The following is a 15,388-nucleotide window of genomic DNA, read 5'->3' as shown; positions in this document are numbered from 1 at the left end:
GGTGTGACGCAACGCGTGCGCTGTAATCCGGGGGAACGTCTTGTCGGCCTTCCGGCAGCGATCGACTGCACCGGACAACCAAGAGTCGTGGGATGACGGCGGCCCGAGGTATCCCCCGGTCCGCGCCGCCCACAGCAGCTCGTCACGTTCCTTGCCTTCACATGTCCGGGCCAGCTCGACGACGACGAACGCAGGCAACGCAATGGTTCGGTTCTTTCCGGACTTGAGGGTGCCGACGTGGACCTTGCTGCCGACACTGACCGCGTTCTCGTGCAGCACGATCTTGCGCTTAAGGAAATCGACGTCGGACACGCGCAGTGCAGCCGCCTCACCCCACCGCAGGCCGGCCGTGCCGAGCAAGAGCACCAGCGACCGGTATCGCCCGGCTTCCACTGCCAGAGCGTGCAACTGCTCGGCGGTCAGGTAGATGTTCTTGCGCCTGGCGCGCACGGGGAGCTTGACGCCGTGCGCCGGATTGGCCGCGAGCCGGCGGTCCAGTACGGCGTCGTCAAGGATTCGGGCCAGCACAGAGTAGACGGTGATCACCACCGTGGCCTTGCGCCGCGTCGCCAGCTCTGTGATCCAGGCCTGCACTTCCGAGTAGGTGATGTCGACGATCTGGGTTGTCGACCACCGCGGCTTCACGTGCACGCGCCAGGCCGACTCGACCGAGTGATACGCCGACGGCTTCATCACGCCCTCCTGGCGCGACAGCCACCCAGGGCCCAGCTCGCCCACCGTGATCTTGCCCAGCGCCGGCGCTACATACTCACCCCGGAGCTTGGCGACCTCGACCGTGTTCGCGAAGATCTCGGCGTCTCGCTTGGTCTTGAAGCCGCGTTTGTCAGTCTGTCGGTGGTCTGGCTTCCGATATCTGACCCTGTAACGCGTTGCCCCAGAAGATGTTTCGTACTTACTGATCGTCGCCACTAGCCGTTCTCGTTCCTCAGATCTGTCTGTTCGAGGAACTTATTCCGGCCGAACTTGCGCACAATCCGGGTGGTGTTCGGCGTGGAGCGCGACTGAATCACGTCGATTTCGTTGTCGGGGCCGATCAGCCAAGCTGGATTGGCTCGCAAAAGGAAGCCGGCCACAGCTTCGCCAGTGTCGACCGTCAACGGGAACTCGGCGAGCAGCCATCGCCACATGCGTCGCGCTTCTACGCTGTCATCCACGCCGGTTATCGCTACCGATTGGTCACCCGTTTCGGTCTTGGGCAAGAGTAGCGTGCTTGGTGAAACCTCAAGTGCTAGAGCTAAACCCACGAGGTCATCGACATCCACACGCCGGTTTCCACCCTCGATTCGCCGAACAGCCAGTGGCGGGATATCTCGCCCGTGTTTGGCCAGCCGAATTGACAACTCCGTGTAGTTGAGGCCGGCCGTCTTACGTAAACGGGCCACGTTATCGGCAACTAGCCGCCCTGTGCTTCCCAGCTCCAACTTCTTGCCCGCCATACCCGTAGTTGTACATGCAAAAGATGGAGCTGTGCAAGCAACTATTGCATGCCCTGACCCCGTGTGATATCTATTGAATCTATACCTCCAACAAATAGAGGTATGACTGAGAGAAATGGAGATCGCTTGCGATGACCGAGTTGACGGCGCAGGTCGCCGCGATTGTGAACGACTTGTCGAGTGCGGTGCCAACGCACCTACTGCCACCATTGGCTACCGCCAAGGAGGTGGCGAATCTACTTGGCACGACAGAGGCGAGCCTCGCGCAGGATCGCTACCTGAACCGTGGCGTGCCCTACACCCGCGTAGGTCGGAGAATCCGCTACTTGCGTAGCGACGTGCTGAAGTTCCTGGCGGACAACCGAATTGGTGGTGACGCCGCCTGATGACCACCTCAATGCCAACGGCCCCCGTGCACCCAGGCGCTGGAACGCCTGGCGGAGGCCGCTGCAGCCCGTCCACACCAGAACAGGAGACATCCATCATGCCACTACCCGCCGACGACCACCAAACCACCGGTTACCCGGTCGACAGCACTACACGCGCCTGCTGCCAAGGGATCGGCGCCCATACGCCCGACTGCGGGGCCGACGAAACGGGCCGCTTCACCGGCGACCGATACGAACGGGTGCGGAAGGCAGCAGAGATTCTGGCAGCCGACGAGAACCTTGCATCGGCCGAGGTGCCCTACAACAGCGAGGGCTTGCTCGCCTTCGCCGATTCGCTCGCCCAGCTCCGGCTGCTGTACGGGCTTTCTGAGTACGACTGCAACACCATCGGGCTTCTCGCGCCCTTGGACTTCCTGCAGGGTCCACGGCGGATGGCGTGGCGCATTTGGGACATGCTGACCGACGAGCCGCAAACGCCACAACGGAACCACGACAACGAGATCGCGGTCATTTACTCGCTGGTCGGCATTCTGCACATGGTGATCGGCGCATTCCTCGACCCTGACCCGGTGCGGAATCTCACCGCACTCCACGCCGGCATCGAAGAGGCTTCCGGCGTCATCGAGTACGTGGCGAGCAAGTCTGGCGACACCAGTCCGATGCGCGAGGCAGCCGCCGATCTGCTGATCGCCGAGGTCGCCGTAGCCGATGCGATCGAGGCGCTTACATGACTGCCTTGAACGACAACGCCAAACCGCCCGAGTGGAAGCCGTACACGCCCGGAAGGCGCTGGCGCCAACCGCATCTCGGAATCAAGGCCGAGGGATTTAGGTGGGGGCACCGAATGGGCAGAACCGACGCTTGCAGGCGGCTCTGGGCGCACCTCAGCCCCGAGGGCAGGCAGCTCGCCAACGCGATCGCGACAGAGGGAGAAGATGTCGACTGAATTTTGGGAGGCCCGGCCGGCCCTCCGACACGTGCTCACAGTGGCACGTGCTCGGCGGGTCGGCCCTTGGGCCGTCTTGGGCGTTGTACTCGCGCGAGCCGCCGCCACCGTGCCGCCCAGCGTGGCGCTACCCAAAACGGTCGGCAGCCGCATGTCGCTCAACCTGTTCATCGCGCTCGTCGGACCATCCGGAGGCGGCAAAGGCGCAGCCACAGCCACCGCCATGGAGTGCTTCCACTTCAGCGGACCCCACGTCCAGATCATCCCAAACGGCAGCGGCGAAGGCGTCAGTAGAACCTTTCGACCGATCGGCACCAAACCCGACGACCCCAACCCGGTCAGCGCAGCCATTTTCGACTGCCCCGAGGTCGACACCCTGTTCGCTATCGCCAGCCGCCAAGGCTCCACCGTCTCAGCGGAACTCAGAAAGATGTACAGCGGCGAGCAGCTCGGATTCGCCAACGCCGGCAAGGACACCCGCAGCATCGTCGAAGCCGGCTCCTACCGGGCCTGCCAGATCGTCGGAGTCCAGCCACTCAGGTCCGGGCCACTGATCACCGCCAGCGACGGCGGCCTGCCCCAACGATTCGCGTGGTTGCCGACCAGCGACCCCGAAGCGCCCGACGAACCACCGCCCGACCCCGGCGTCTGGAAGATCCGCACCCCAGCGTGGAATCGCACACAACCAGGCCACCTACGACTCGTAGGCCAGGAACAAGAACTCGCGATCCCCGACGCGGCCAGCAAAGCTATTGTCGCCCACCGCCAGGCCGTACTTCGTGAAGATCCGAACGTCGACCCGTTGGACGGCCATGCCCTGCTGACTCGCCTGAAGATCGCCGCCGCACTCATGGCCCTCGACGGCAGAACCATCGTCACCGCGGCCGACTGGTCACTCGCCGGATACGTCATGGACGTGTCGACCTGGACTCGCGAACGGTGCCAGCGAGCACTGATCGAACAGTCCCGCAGCGCCAACACCGCCCGAGCACTGGCCGCCGCCGACCGCGAAGAGATCGTTTCGGATCGCAGGCTCCAGCGGTGCAAGGACGGCATCCTCCGCGCACTGTCGCGGGCACCAGACGGTCGACCAGTCCCACACAACCAGCTAAGGCGCAGCCTCAAGTCAGACGTCCGTGACTACTTCGACGCCGCCGCCAACGACCTCTCCAACGAAGGACGCATAACTGCACGTCGAACCCCCAAGGGGGTCGTATACCAAGGTCCACCCGTGGACCACACGTCCACCCCATCTGACCTGCACAAACACGGGGTGGACCACCGGTCCACGGTGGACCACCAACCACCACGCCGACGCCAACGCACCCGCGGCAAGAACCGGGCCACCCAGCAAACAGGAGACCGGACAGCATGACCCCCATCAACCCATACCAACTCCCCGACGACGTCGTCGGCCTCTTCCCGCAGGACGGCCTCGACGGACTGGCGTTCTTCTTCTTCGATTACGAGGGCAAGATCGGCATCGGCCTCACCGTACGAACCAAGAACCTCGGCGAGTTCATCATCCCGCTAACCGCCACCCAGATCGGCGCCATCCGCCTAGCCTGCGACCACATCGCCAACCTCACCGAAGAGGACTGCGACCGCATCCTCGCCGACCTCCGACTCCAAGGCGAAGGCCGATGACCCTCCGTCCATGCATCGTCTGCGGTGAGGTCACAGCAAAGTCCCGATGCGAAGACCATCGACCCAAGCGACCCGCCAAGGACCTGCCCCGCGACCACCCGCACATGAACCCAGCGCGGTGGAAAGCCGCCTCAGCATCGGCCCGCCGCCGCCAGCCGTGGTGCCTTGACTGCGGTGCCGTCGAAGACCTCACCGTCGACCACGTCATCAGCATCGACGAGGACCCCAGCCTCGCCTACGAGCCCCTCAACTTCGCTGTCCGCTGCCGTCCGTGCAACAGCCGCCGCGGCGCCACAGGCTGCACCGACGACGAACGCATGGCCATCCTCGACGCCATCACCGCCCGCGAGACCAGGGGAGGCACCCCCCGGCAGAAGGGCCTCCGCCGCGGGGGTAAGGCGCAGGGGGCGTTACACACCCGCGGGGGGTATGCGTGCTAGGGCATCACGAAGGCTTTGCGGTCGGACGACTTCGAGGCCTTTGCGGGATACGAGACGCTAACCCACGCCGATGGAGAGAAGGCGGTTGCGTGCCGGACCTCGCCTTCCGGCGCATCGAAAAATGTCAAGACACCGCTGTCGGCAACCTTGAACTCCTGCCCCACAGAGATGTCTCCGTTGATTTTGACGCCGTCCGCGCAGGTGATTGTGAACTTCATGCTTGGAGCCTGCCATGAAGGCCGGGCCGAAGGCGTCAGTTGACCCGACTCCGTTGCCGTGGCGGTCGCGGTCGGTGGGGTCTGCCCGGTTCGCCCGGTTCTGTGAGCGCTACGTGAAGGTGCCGAAGGGCATGGGTGTCAGGAAGCCGCTGCGGTTGCGGGTGTGGCAGCGGGATTTGGTGGGGTCGGTGCTGGATGCGGACCCGCAGCCGCGTACGGCGGGGTGGATGCTGCCGCGAGGTCAGGGTAAGTCGTCGTTGGTGGCCGCGTGGGGACTGTATGAGCTGTTCTGCGGTGGTGAGGGCGCGGTGGTGTGCGTGGTTGCTGTCGACGAGCGCCAGGCCGGCATTGTGTTCGGAATCGCCCGGCGGATGGTCGAACTCGACAACCAGTTGGAGACCCGCTGCCAGGTGTTCAAGGAGCGGTTGGTGATCCCGGCCCGTGACGCCCAGTTCCATTGCCTGCCGGCCGAGCCGAAACGGTTGGAGGGCCTGGACTACACGCTGGCGATCCTGGACGAGGCCGGAGTGGCGAATCGGGACAGTTACGAGGTGCTGACCCTGGCGCAGGGCAAGCGGGAACGCTCGACGCTGGTGGCCATCGGCACACCCGGCCCCAACTTCGACGATCAGGTGTTGCTGGACCTACGCGCCTATGCCGCCGAGCATCCCGAGGACTCATCGCTGATGTGGCGGGAGTTCTCCGCGGCCGGGTTTGAGCACCACCCGGCGGACTGTGCGCACTGCTGGGAGCTGGCCAACCCCGCGTTGGATGACTTTCTGTACCGCGACGCCCTGCACGCGTTGTTGCCGCCGAAGACTCGGGAGTCGACGTTCCGCCGTGCCCGGTTGTGTCAGTTGGCCGCCGACACCGAAGGCAAGTTCCTGCCCGTCGAGGTCTGGGACAACCTATCGACCGGTCAAGGCGTGCCGGATCGGGCTGAGGTGGTGATCGCTCTGGACGGGTCGTTCTCCGATGACACCACCGCCCTGCTGGTAGGGACCGTCTCCCCGGAGCCGCATTTCGACGTGGTCGGGGTGTGGGGAGCGCCCGCACCGCAAGGACACCGACTACCGGGTGCCCATCGCCGACGTCGAGGCCACCATCCGCGCGTGTTGCCGGCGCTGGCAGGTAGTGGAGATCATCGCCGACCCGTTCCGCTGGACCCGCACCCTGCAGGCGTTGGAGGCTGAGAAGCTGCCCGTGGTGGAGTTCCCGCACTCCCCGGCCCGCCTGACTGCAGCGACCACCGACCTGTACTCCGCGGCGGTCAACGGCCGCATGAGCCACAGCGGTAACCCGACGCTGGCCGCCCACATCGGGGCCGCCTTCATCATTGAGGACGCCCGCGGTATGCGGCTGTCCAAGGGGTCGCGGTCGCGCACCGCTCCCAAGATCGACCTGGCCGCCTGCCTGGTCATGGCCCACTCGCGTGCCACCTGGCGCGCAACCCACAAAAAGCGAGGAAAGACAAGGAGTTTCGCCTCATGACCGACAATCCACTGTTGACTAGCCTGATGCAGCGTCTGGACGAGCCGGCCGGCCGCTACCACGAACTGGGCCTGTATTACCGCGGTGAGCAGCCGCTGGCGTTTCTGTCCCCGGAAGCCAAAACCGCTCTGGGGCAACGGTTCGGGCGGATGGCCTCCAACATTCCCCGGCTGGCGGTGACCGCGTTGGCCGAGCGGCTGCGGATTACCGGGTTCACCGGAGACGCCGCCGACCTCTGGGATGACTGGATTCGCAACGACCTCGACCAGCTCTCCGGGGTCGCGCACCGTGAAGCCCTGCTATTGGGGGACTCGTACGTGATCGTGTGGGCTGACAAGCTGGGCCGTCCCAAGGTCACTATTGAGTCGGCGAAACAGGTTGTTGCTCAGCATGATCCGGGAAGCCGGCAGATTGTTGCTGCCGCGAAACGGTGGGAGACCAAGACCACCACTGAGGTCATGCTGTATGAGCCTGACCAGATCAGCCACTACCGGGCCAACGCCACCGGCGCCACCACCGTCGGCTACACACTGGTGGACAAGCTGGTCAACCCGCTGGGCGTGGTCCCGGTCGTCAACATCCGCAACGCCGACCTGATCTTGGGGGAGCGCGGCTGCAGCGAGATCGACGACATCAAAACCTTGGTCGATGCGCTGAACAAGCTGCTGATCGACATGATGACCACCTCGGAGTACACCGGCCGGCCCCGCCGCTGGGCCACAGGAATCGAGCTGACCGAGGAACCCGTGCTCGACGACGACGGCAACCCCGTCTTGGACCCCGACACCGGCGAACAGGTCACCACCGAAGTCAACCCGATCCCCGAAGGTAACCGCGCCATGATCTCCGAGGAGCAGGGTGCGAAGTTCGGACAGCTCGACGCTGCCACGCTGACCGGATACGAGAACGCAGTGAATGTCCTGCTCGGGCAGATCATGGCCGTGAGCACGCTGCCGGCGCACTATGTCGGTGTCTTCACGGATAATCCGGCGTCCGCCGATGCGCTGCGGGCGGCCGAGGCCAGCCTGACCGCGCGCGCCGAAGCCCGCCAAGCCACCTTCGGCCGCGGATGGGAACAAGTCGCGAAACTGATGCTGGCCGTCCGCGACGGACGTGACCCGCTGCAACTCGAGGCCCGCGTCCAATGGGCTGATGCGGCAACACGATCCGTCGCCCAGGCCGCCGATGCCGTGGTCAAGCTCTACCAAGCCGGGCTGCTGCCCGCCTCCTACGCGCTGGCCAAACTCGGGTACAGCGACGACGACATCGCCCAAATCCGGGTGGCGCGACGCGCGGAAGCCCTCGACGCGGCCGGCATCAACTTGCTGGCAACACCACCTGTTGCAAACGCAACACCTGAGCCAAGGCCGGCGGCATGACGGTCGTCGACGATTACCAGGCCCGGACCGCGGGCCTGGCCGACAGTGCTGCGGTCCGCGTGGCCGGGGTGTACGCGGCGCTGCGCGCCGGCCATCTGACCGCCGACGAAGCTCAGCAGCTCATCGCCGCGACCGTGAACGCCGCCAACGCCGCCTCGTTCAGCCTGGCCGACGCCTACATCGCCATGCAGATCGAGCAAGCCACAGGCACGCCCACCCCCACCACCGGCGTCCTGCCGCTCGACGAGCTTGAACGTCTCCTACTCGCCGTGCACACCATCTTCGAGGGCCTGGTCCAGCAGGCCGAAGCACACATCGCCGCATCCCAAAGACACGAGGGCACAGCAGATCCGCACACCGCGGAAATGCGGTTGGAGCGACTGGCACGGTCTGAACCCTTGGAGACCGGCCAGAAAGCCAGTGTCGCCGCGATGACCGCACAGCCGATGGTCGAGGGCTGGACGAGGCAGCTCGACGCCGACCCCTGCCAACTCTGCCGTTGGTGGTGGCGCGATGGCCGTATCTGGCCCAAGGACCACCCGTTCCCCTCGCACAAGGGATGCAACTGCCAACCGAAAATCGTTCTCGCCGAAAGCATCCAATCAACACAATTCACCCGGCAACTAGAAAGGAACAAACCATGACCGACACCCCAACTGCGGAGAGCCTGGCTGACAACGCCGACGAACTTTCAACTGTAGTTGAAAGTTCCGAGGAGCAGACCGACGAAACTGGTCACGGCAGTGACCAATCCGAGGCACAGGAGCCCGACACCTTCCCACGGTCCTACGTCGAGGAACTGCGCCAAGAGAACGGTCGCTACCGCCAACGCGCCCAACAAGCCGACCAGTACGCCCAACGCCTGCACACCGAACTGGTCCGGGCCACCGGGCAACTCGCTGACCCCACCGATCTGCCCTTCAATGCCGACCACCTCGACGATGCCGACAAGCTGGCTTCCGCGATCACCGACTTGCTGGCTCGGAAACCGCACCTGGCCAACCGCCGGCCGATGGGCGACATCGGACAGGGGGCAGTGTCGGGGACGGCGGCTAACGTGGATCTAGCCGCGATCCTGCGGCAACAAGCGCAGTAGGTGAAGAAGTGGTCGTCAAGCTCGCCGCGCTACTGGTCAGCGCACTACTGGTCGTCGCGGCGCTGGTGTTTGTCTTCTGGTGGATCGTCACCGCCGCTGCGCTGTACGGCATCTATCGCGGCGGCAGCCGTTCGCTGCGCTGGTACCGTCGCCGGACCCGCGTTAGCGGCGCACCGCCGGGCAGAGCTACTGGCCCGTGCGGAGATTCAACACCGCTGGTACCTAGCGGGCGATCCTCGCGGCACCTACGGCCCGCTACACGCCCGCGAACTACCGATCTGCGTGACAATCCGAGTATTCTGATGGGGTCGGTCCTGGTGGCCGGCCCCATCGTTGTCCTGGTGACACGGGTTCCCTGAATCCAATTCTTCTGTCACGTAAGGACTCTCATGGTTGAATCCGCCGCGGCCAACCCTCAGTTGCTGGCCGAGCAAGTTTCCTCGCTGCTGGTGCAGCCTCTCGAAGCCGCCTCCGTCGTCCTGTCTTCCGGGCCGCGTATCTTTGACACCTCCGGGGTGCTGCGCATCCCGAAGCTCACCAAGTCGTCCACTGTCGGGTTCGTCGGCGAAAACGAACTGATCCCCAGCGACCATGACACCACGTTTGACGAGGTGGTCCTGATGCCCACCGAACGCAAGTCCATTAAGGTGATCGAGCGCTACAGCCGGGAGCTGGCCCGCCAAGCCGTCATCGGCATCGACGCCACCCTCAAGAACCGGTTGGTCAAGGTCGTCTCCGACAAGCTCGACACAGCCCTGCTGGCAGGCAAGGGGCAGGCCACCAACGAAGTCCAGACCGTCACCGTCGCTCCCGGCGGCAACCCGTTCACCCTCGCATTCCGCGGGCAGGCCACCGGCAGCCTGGCCAACGCCGCCACCGCCTCAGCGGTGCAAACGGCCTTGCAGGGGCTGTCTACCATCGGGTCCGGTAACGCCACCGTCGTCGGCGCCAACGGCGGCCCCTACACCGTCACCTTCGCCGGAGCCCTGGCCGCCACCGCGGTCGACCAACTCGACGCGGTAGGCGCTACCGTCGTCACCACCACCGAAGGGGAATCCGCCAACGGCATCACCGGCCTGATCAACCAGCCCGGCGTCCAAACCGGCGTCCTGGATGTCACCAACGCTGATAGCCTGCTCGACGCCATCGCCTTAGCCTCGGCCGCCGAAGTCACCCCCACCCGCTGGTTCGTCAACGGCACCGACTTCATCGCCCTACGCAAGCTCAAAGAGCAAACCGGGTCGGCGAAATACCTGCTGGAATCCGACGTCACCTCCGGGCCCACCTACCGGCTTTTCGGTGTACCGGTCACCGTGACCAACAAGCTCAAGCAAGGCAAGGCGGTCCTGGCCGACACCAGCCAAATCGCCATCGCCCGCGACCTGGCCCCGTCGGTGACGATCCTGTCCGAGCGGTACGCCGACTACGACCAGATCGGCATCCGCGTCGTCACCCGCTACGACCTCGGCTTGCTGCACCCCGAGGCCGTCATCGTCCTCACGGCCGCCTAATGACGACGCCTGAGGTTGACTACGACGACGCGATCGAGAGCGTCATGGCGCTGCTCGGTCACGCTGACTCTACCGGCGCTGTCCAGGAAAAGGTTGCCGCCGCCGTGCCAATCGTGGCGACGATGGCCTACTCCTACACCCGTGGCCGCGGCTTCCACGCCGGGGTGGCCAACCCCGACATCGCAGCGGCCGTCATCACCGCCACCGCCAGGTTGGTCTCCAACAGCGAACAGGTCAGCCGCAGCAATGTGATGGGGCCGATCACCGAGGACGTCCGGTCCTACTTCCAAGGCTGGAACCTCGCCGAACTGTCCGTACTGAACCGCTACCGCGTCCGCGCCCAGTAGCCCGGTGACCCCCCCGCGCGGCGTCAAACCCCGCATCGGTACACGGGGCAAGGGCATCCCACGACGTGCCGGCCTCCTCCGGCGAGGATGCACCTGCGCCACGGGGGTCACCGCCCACACCGCGCCCACAATCTGCCCACAGTTACACATAACTGACGTGAACAACAATGATGTATTTCCGCAGCTAGCGGCAGTATCTGACCTCGTACCAGGAGGTTGAAATCGGTTCGAGTCCGACTGGGGGCACGGGAGAAAGGCCAGCTAGAAGCCTTGCTGGCGTACTCTGTCACAGCTCTGCGCTGCGACGAGAAATCGCCTGACGCGCTTGCCCACGCCCCTTGGCATGAGGTCGGCCCAGTCACGAGTGCTGAAGAACTGACGGCAGAAGCCGATGCCGCCCACCACCTCGTAGGGATCCCGCCGATTCTGGCTGGGGTAGATGACGTCGTTCGGCAAACCTTCTTGCCCTCGACCTACCAGGTGCGCGACAGCAAGCATTAGCCCCTGTACACCCACGAGACAACTTTTCCTGCTAAATCATTCGGATGGCTTACACGATGCGGCGGTTGATCGCGACGGCAACGGTGTCTATTGCGCTGACGGCCTGCTCGTCGAGCACATCGGACTCCGAGGCCGCGCACGCGGGCACGGACGCTTTGAGCACGAGCCGCGGTACCACTCTCACGATCACACCAGACCGGATGTTGGCCGCAACGAACGGCGTGACCCCGGTGGCTTTCGCCAAGCCAGCGCACGGCCGTATCACCTACGGCCCAAATGGAACAATGATCTATACCCCCGACGCGGGGTTTGCCGGCACCGATGAACTCACCGTCACCGTCTGTCGCGCCGTCAAGCTCTACGCCGAGGATCAGCTGCCCCTGGCCACCGTCGGCGGTGTCGCCATACAGGCCAGCGCGCACGGGTCGGGAATTGCTGCGGTACCCGGGAGCGCTGATGAAATCTACGGCCTCACCGACCGCGGGCCCAACGTCGACGGGCGCATCCCAAACGAAAAGGTGCTGCCGGTCCCCGACTTCCACCCCTACATCGCCAAGCTGAAGCTCGCTGAGGGAGTGGCGACCGTGGAGCGGACCATTACGCTGCACGGCTCGGACGGTTCTCCGTTGGTCGGGCTGGTCGACCGCCAGGCTAATACTGGCGAGGCATTGGTGGACCTCAACGGCGCGCCACTGCTGCCGTCGGATTATGGGGTGGACACCGAGGGCCTGGTCGCCACCCGCGACGGTAACTTCTGGGTGTCCGACGAGTACGGCCCCAACGTGATTCATTTCGACGCCAATGGCAAAGAGCTGGAACGCCTTTCACCGTTCGACGGGACATTGCCCCGCGAGCTGTCACTGCGCAGCTCGAATCGCGGAATGGAGGGGCTGACAATCACCCCAGACGGTACGACGTTGGCGGGGATCATGCAGTCTGCCCTGCAGACCCCGGGACTGCAAGGCGCGGCCAAGTCGGTGCCAGTCGCCCGCATCGTGACCATCAACCTGGTGGACCCTGCCATCGTCCACGAGTACCTCTATCCGCTGGCCAATCCGCAGGAGACGAACGTTGCGGTGTCGGAGATCACCGCGCTGAGCGCCACCACCTTTCTGGTCGCCGAGCGTGACAACAAGCCTGCCCCCAGCGGGAACAAGAAGATCTACGCCGTCGACATAGCCGGGGCTACTGATGTGGGGCCCCGCTCCACGGTGCCTGGCGCCTCCTACCAGGCCGACGGCGGCGGCCTGGTAATCAATGGTGTTCCGATCGAGACCGCTGTCGGCGTCACTACCGATGCCGAGGCCGTCGCCAAACTCAGCGCCGTGGGGATCACCGTCGCAGCCAAAACGCTCAAGCTTGACCTCGGAGCTCTGGTGCGAACATTTTCCGTCAACGGTGATTTCTTCGGTCACGACAAGATTGAGGGCCTGATCACCCCGGACGGTGGTAAGACGCTGATCATCGCCAACGACAGCGATTTTGGGTTGGCCGGCCTGGCTTCGGCCAACCCTCCGATGCGACTCAAGCCGAAGATCCTGCCCAACGGCACGCAGGACAACGGCGAATTTCTCGCCGTCGATACGACCATGTTGCCGCCGAAAACCGAAGCGGTGATGGTCGCGATCAAAGTCGGTTGATTGCTCAGTCGGCCACCGGCCCAAGACGAAACACCCTGATCTCGCGCGGGGCACACTTGGCCCGGTATTGCTCGTAGCCGGCGTAGAAATCGGCAGCAGTGGCCCAGGCCGCGGCGCGAGCTTCGCCGGTGAGTAGCTCCGCCCGGTATCGCCGGGGCGGACCCTTGAACTCGACGGTGCACTGCGGGTGTGCCAGCAGGTTGGCGCTCCACGCCGGGTGGCTGGGTCGCCCGTAGTTGGACCCGATCGCCAGCAGCCCGTCGGACTCTTCGACGAACGCCAACGGCTGGGTGCGTGGCTGGCCGGACTTGGCGCCGGTCGAGGTGAGGAGACCCACTCTGTTCCAGCCGGCCGAGCTCAGCCGGCCGTTGGTGCGCGGGATCAAGACTTTGTCGATACGGGGCGCGATGCGTGCCGCATACTGGTAGCCCACCGCACTCATCATTATCTGCTCCATCAGTGCCTCATGGAGCCGCAACCGCCGCCCCCGAATCGGGCTTTCCCGCCGCAGCGCCACGGGTAGACAATAGTCGATAGGTTGCGCTGGTGGGGCGATCCCTTTCGCGTTGCTGCGCCGCGAACTAGTGGTTAGGGCAAACACATGACCAGCAACATCGACGAGCGTGACTATCCACAACCGGCCGCATCGCGCGGACGGATCGAGCCCGCGCCGCGTCGGGTGCGCGGCTATCTGGGCCATGAGCTGGTATTCGATACCACCGCGGCGCGCTACGTGTGGGAAGTACCTTACTACCCGCATTACTACATTCCGCTCGCCGATGTCCGTGCCGAGTGCCTGCGCCCCGAAAACCACCCGCGAACAGTGCAGTTCGGCCAGTCGCGGCTGCACTCGTTGGTCGGCGCGGGCAGGACACACCCGTCGTCGGCGAGGGTATTCGACGCCGAAAGCGACAGTCCACTGGCCGGAACCGTGCGATTCGACTGGGATCCGCTGCGATGGTTCGAAGAGGACGAGCAAATTTACGGGCACCCGCGTAATCCTTATACCCGAGTCGACGTGCTGCGTTCGCACCGGCACATCCGGGTGGAGCTGGACGGCGTCGTCCTCGCCGACACCAGCTCAGCCGTGCTGCTCTTCGAAACGGGTTTGCCCACCAGGTTTTACATCGATCCTACCGACGTGGCCTTCGAGCACCTGCAACCCAGCTCGACGCAGACGCTGTGCCCGTACAAGGGAACGACCTCGCAGTACTGGTCAGTGCGCACGGGCGATGCCCTACAGCCAGACCTGGCGTGGACCTACCACTACCCCCTCCCCGCGGTTGCCCCGATCGCCGGCCTGGTGGCTTTCTACAACGAGAAGCTCGACACCATGGTCGACGATATCGCTATTTCGCGGCCGCACGCGCAGTTCACCTAACGGCACTGTGATATTTGCCTCTTTGCACGCCCGAATATAAGAATTCCTTATCTAACGACTACGCAATTGCGAGGCAACAAGTTAGCTAAATGAGCCTATCACGAGGGTAATTGCCTTCGTCACTATTTGCTCACAAGGGCTCGTTGAAATATGCGACGAATCCATCCTGAGGACACCCTGAGGGCGTGCAGTGACTTAGGTAACACGGATGAAATTGAAATCTATTCAGACAGAATTCAGCGGCTAGACTCTTTCAAAAACGCTTAATCAGGACTGTTCCGGGTGGGCAAATCCGGGTACCCCCGGAGTGGTCCGGGCGGTCAGTGTCGCACAAAGCTGTCGCGACGTCCGTAGCCCACGCAGCAGAGCAAAGGCGGTGCCAACGTGAGCGATGTGAATGGCCAACACACCGGCCGGGACGGTCGGGACGGCAGAGCAGCCCAAGTTCTCGAACTCGGCGCGGCGGCGGATCTGCCGGTCACCGGGGAGATCCGCGTGAACAATGGCCCCATCGCGGGCATCGATGTCACCGCCGACGGACGTCGGCTGATCGTGACCAACTATGGCGACTGCAGCGTGTCGGTGATCGATACCGGTACCTGCCGGGTCCTGGGGACCATCGCCGGCGTCGCGGAGCCGTTTGCGATCGCCAGCAGCAGTGCGCAAGCCGACCGCGCGTACATCAGCATGGTGTCGCCAGCGTATGACTCGATTGGCGTTGTTGATGTGGCTACCAACAGCGTCGTCGCCACCCATCCACTTACGCTGAGCGTCAGCGACCTGACCGTCAGCCCGGACGGGAGATACGTCTACGCGAGCCGCAACGGCACTCGGGGTGCCGATGTCGCAGTCCTGGACACCACGACGGGCCGGGTGGCGGCCATCGACATCGCGATCACACCGGGCACCACTGCGGAATGTGTGCGCATCAGCTCCGACGGGGCG

19 protein-coding genes and 1 pseudogene are annotated in these 15,388 nt (G+C 64.5%); 15 read left to right on the top strand and 5 right to left on the bottom strand.

Going from position 1 to position 15,388, the window contains the following annotated elements; translation table 11 throughout:
• Together F0Q45_RS18660 and F0Q45_RS18655 are read right to left on the bottom strand one after the other, a co-directional pair.
• Positions 1-930: tyrosine-type recombinase/integrase (locus F0Q45_RS18660; protein WP_149655350.1), on the bottom strand; the 930-nt coding region annotated here is incomplete at its 3' end.
• Positions 930-1,457: a helix-turn-helix domain-containing protein gene (locus tag F0Q45_RS18655; protein ID WP_149655349.1), complete on the bottom strand. Its 528-nt coding sequence runs from the start codon at positions 1,455-1,457 to the stop codon at positions 930-932. The genes F0Q45_RS18655 and F0Q45_RS18660, both read right to left, overlap by 1 nt.
• Before the next feature lie 131 nt (positions 1,458-1,588).
• Between F0Q45_RS18655 and F0Q45_RS18650 the strand changes: the two genes are divergently transcribed.
• The 5 genes from F0Q45_RS18650 to F0Q45_RS18630 all read left to right on the top strand — a co-directional run bounded on the left by F0Q45_RS18650 (position 1,589) and on the right by F0Q45_RS18630 (position 4,879).
• The gene (locus F0Q45_RS18650; RefSeq protein ID WP_149655348.1) at positions 1,589-1,843 is read left to right on the top strand and encodes a helix-turn-helix domain-containing protein; all 255 of its coding nucleotides are present in this window, start codon (positions 1,589-1,591) and stop codon (positions 1,841-1,843) included.
• Between the two features lie 98 nt (positions 1,844-1,941).
• Positions 1,942-2,577 carry a hypothetical protein gene (locus F0Q45_RS18645; RefSeq protein WP_149655347.1) on the top strand — a complete coding sequence of 212 codons (636 nt, stop codon included), beginning with the start codon at positions 1,942-1,944 and terminating at the stop codon, positions 2,575-2,577.
• 204 nt (positions 2,578-2,781) lie between these two features.
• Positions 2,782-4,167: a hypothetical protein gene (locus F0Q45_RS18640; RefSeq protein WP_149655346.1), complete on the top strand. Its 1,386-nt coding sequence runs from the start codon at positions 2,782-2,784 to the stop codon at positions 4,165-4,167.
• Complete coding sequence (locus F0Q45_RS18635; protein ID WP_149655345.1) at positions 4,164-4,439, top strand: hypothetical protein; 276 nt, start codon at positions 4,164-4,166, stop codon at positions 4,437-4,439. The genes F0Q45_RS18640 and F0Q45_RS18635 overlap by 4 nt, the downstream gene beginning before the upstream one ends.
• Positions 4,436-4,879: an HNH endonuclease gene (locus tag F0Q45_RS18630; protein ID WP_149655344.1), complete on the top strand. Its 444-nt coding sequence runs from the start codon at positions 4,436-4,438 to the stop codon at positions 4,877-4,879. Before F0Q45_RS18635 ends, F0Q45_RS18630 begins: the two co-directional genes overlap by 4 nt.
• Here the strand turns inward: F0Q45_RS18630 and F0Q45_RS18625 are convergent.
• Positions 4,876-5,097 carry a hypothetical protein gene (locus F0Q45_RS18625; RefSeq protein WP_149655343.1) on the bottom strand — a complete coding sequence of 74 codons (222 nt, stop codon included), beginning with the start codon at positions 5,095-5,097 and terminating at the stop codon, positions 4,876-4,878. The two genes, F0Q45_RS18630 and F0Q45_RS18625, sit on opposite strands and share 4 nt — an antisense overlap.
• Before the next feature lie 14 nt (positions 5,098-5,111).
• Between F0Q45_RS18625 and F0Q45_RS18620 the strand changes: the two are divergent.
• The 7 genes and pseudogenes from F0Q45_RS18620 to F0Q45_RS18590 all read left to right on the top strand — a co-directional run bounded on the left by F0Q45_RS18620 (position 5,112) and on the right by F0Q45_RS18590 (position 10,921).
• Positions 5,112-6,588 (top strand): annotated as a pseudogene (locus F0Q45_RS18620) (terminase large subunit domain-containing protein).
• A complete protein-coding gene (locus tag F0Q45_RS18615) occupies positions 6,585-7,967 on the top strand; it encodes a phage portal protein (RefSeq protein WP_149655342.1) in 1,383 nt (460 codons plus the stop codon). Before F0Q45_RS18620 ends, F0Q45_RS18615 begins: the two are co-directional and overlap by 4 nt.
• Positions 7,964-8,611: a hypothetical protein gene (locus tag F0Q45_RS18610; protein ID WP_149655341.1), complete on the top strand. Its 648-nt coding sequence runs from the start codon at positions 7,964-7,966 to the stop codon at positions 8,609-8,611. Before F0Q45_RS18615 ends, F0Q45_RS18610 begins: the two co-directional genes overlap by 4 nt.
• Positions 8,608-9,063 carry a hypothetical protein gene (locus F0Q45_RS18605; protein WP_149655340.1) on the top strand — a complete coding sequence of 152 codons (456 nt, stop codon included), beginning with the start codon at positions 8,608-8,610 and terminating at the stop codon, positions 9,061-9,063. The genes F0Q45_RS18610 and F0Q45_RS18605 overlap by 4 nt, the downstream gene beginning before the upstream one ends.
• Before the next feature lie 8 nt (positions 9,064-9,071).
• Positions 9,072-9,422 carry a hypothetical protein gene (locus F0Q45_RS18600; protein ID WP_149655339.1) on the top strand — a complete coding sequence of 117 codons (351 nt, stop codon included), beginning with the start codon at positions 9,072-9,074 and terminating at the stop codon, positions 9,420-9,422.
• A 30-nt stretch (positions 9,423-9,452) separates the two neighbouring features.
• Positions 9,453-10,574, top strand: a complete 1,122-nt coding sequence (locus F0Q45_RS18595) for a phage major capsid protein (RefSeq protein WP_149655338.1) — start codon at positions 9,453-9,455, stop codon at positions 10,572-10,574.
• Positions 10,574-10,921, top strand: a complete 348-nt coding sequence (locus F0Q45_RS18590) for a hypothetical protein (protein WP_262491057.1) — start codon at positions 10,574-10,576, stop codon at positions 10,919-10,921. Before F0Q45_RS18595 ends, F0Q45_RS18590 begins: the two co-directional genes overlap by 1 nt.
• Before the next feature lie 550 nt (positions 10,922-11,471).
• On the opposite strand, the gene F0Q45_RS30285 is transcribed toward F0Q45_RS18590, so the two are convergent.
• Positions 11,472-11,606, bottom strand: coding sequence for a hypothetical protein (locus tag F0Q45_RS30285; RefSeq protein WP_373425030.1), 135 nt, complete (start codon positions 11,604-11,606; stop codon positions 11,472-11,474).
• On the opposite strand from F0Q45_RS30285, the gene F0Q45_RS18585 reads away from it, so the two are divergent.
• Positions 11,578-13,062, top strand: a complete 1,485-nt coding sequence (locus F0Q45_RS18585) for an esterase-like activity of phytase family protein (RefSeq protein WP_373425029.1) — start codon at positions 11,578-11,580, stop codon at positions 13,060-13,062. The genes F0Q45_RS30285 and F0Q45_RS18585 overlap by 29 nt on opposite strands.
• A gap of 4 nt (positions 13,063-13,066) precedes the next feature.
• Here the strand turns inward: F0Q45_RS18585 and F0Q45_RS18580 are convergent, their stop codons facing one another.
• Entirely contained in the window at positions 13,067-13,579 is a 513-nt protein-coding gene (locus tag F0Q45_RS18580; RefSeq protein WP_262491056.1) for a nitroreductase family deazaflavin-dependent oxidoreductase, read from the bottom strand.
• An 84-nt stretch (positions 13,580-13,663) separates the two neighbouring features.
• On the opposite strand from F0Q45_RS18580, the gene F0Q45_RS18575 reads away from it, so the two are divergent.
• A complete protein-coding gene (locus F0Q45_RS18575) occupies positions 13,664-14,443 on the top strand; it encodes a DUF427 domain-containing protein (protein ID WP_149655337.1) in 780 nt (259 codons plus the stop codon).
• Between the two features lie 384 nt (positions 14,444-14,827).
• On the top strand, positions 14,828-15,388 hold a 561-nt coding region (locus F0Q45_RS18570; RefSeq protein WP_373425028.1), incomplete at its 3' end, for a YncE family protein.

It is taken from the genome of Mycobacterium simiae (assembly GCF_008370645.1).
In the GTDB taxonomy this organism is placed as follows: Bacteria; Actinomycetota; Actinomycetes; order Mycobacteriales; family Mycobacteriaceae; genus Mycobacterium; species Mycobacterium simiae_A.
This window is presented reverse-complemented; position numbering and strand designations above follow the sequence as displayed.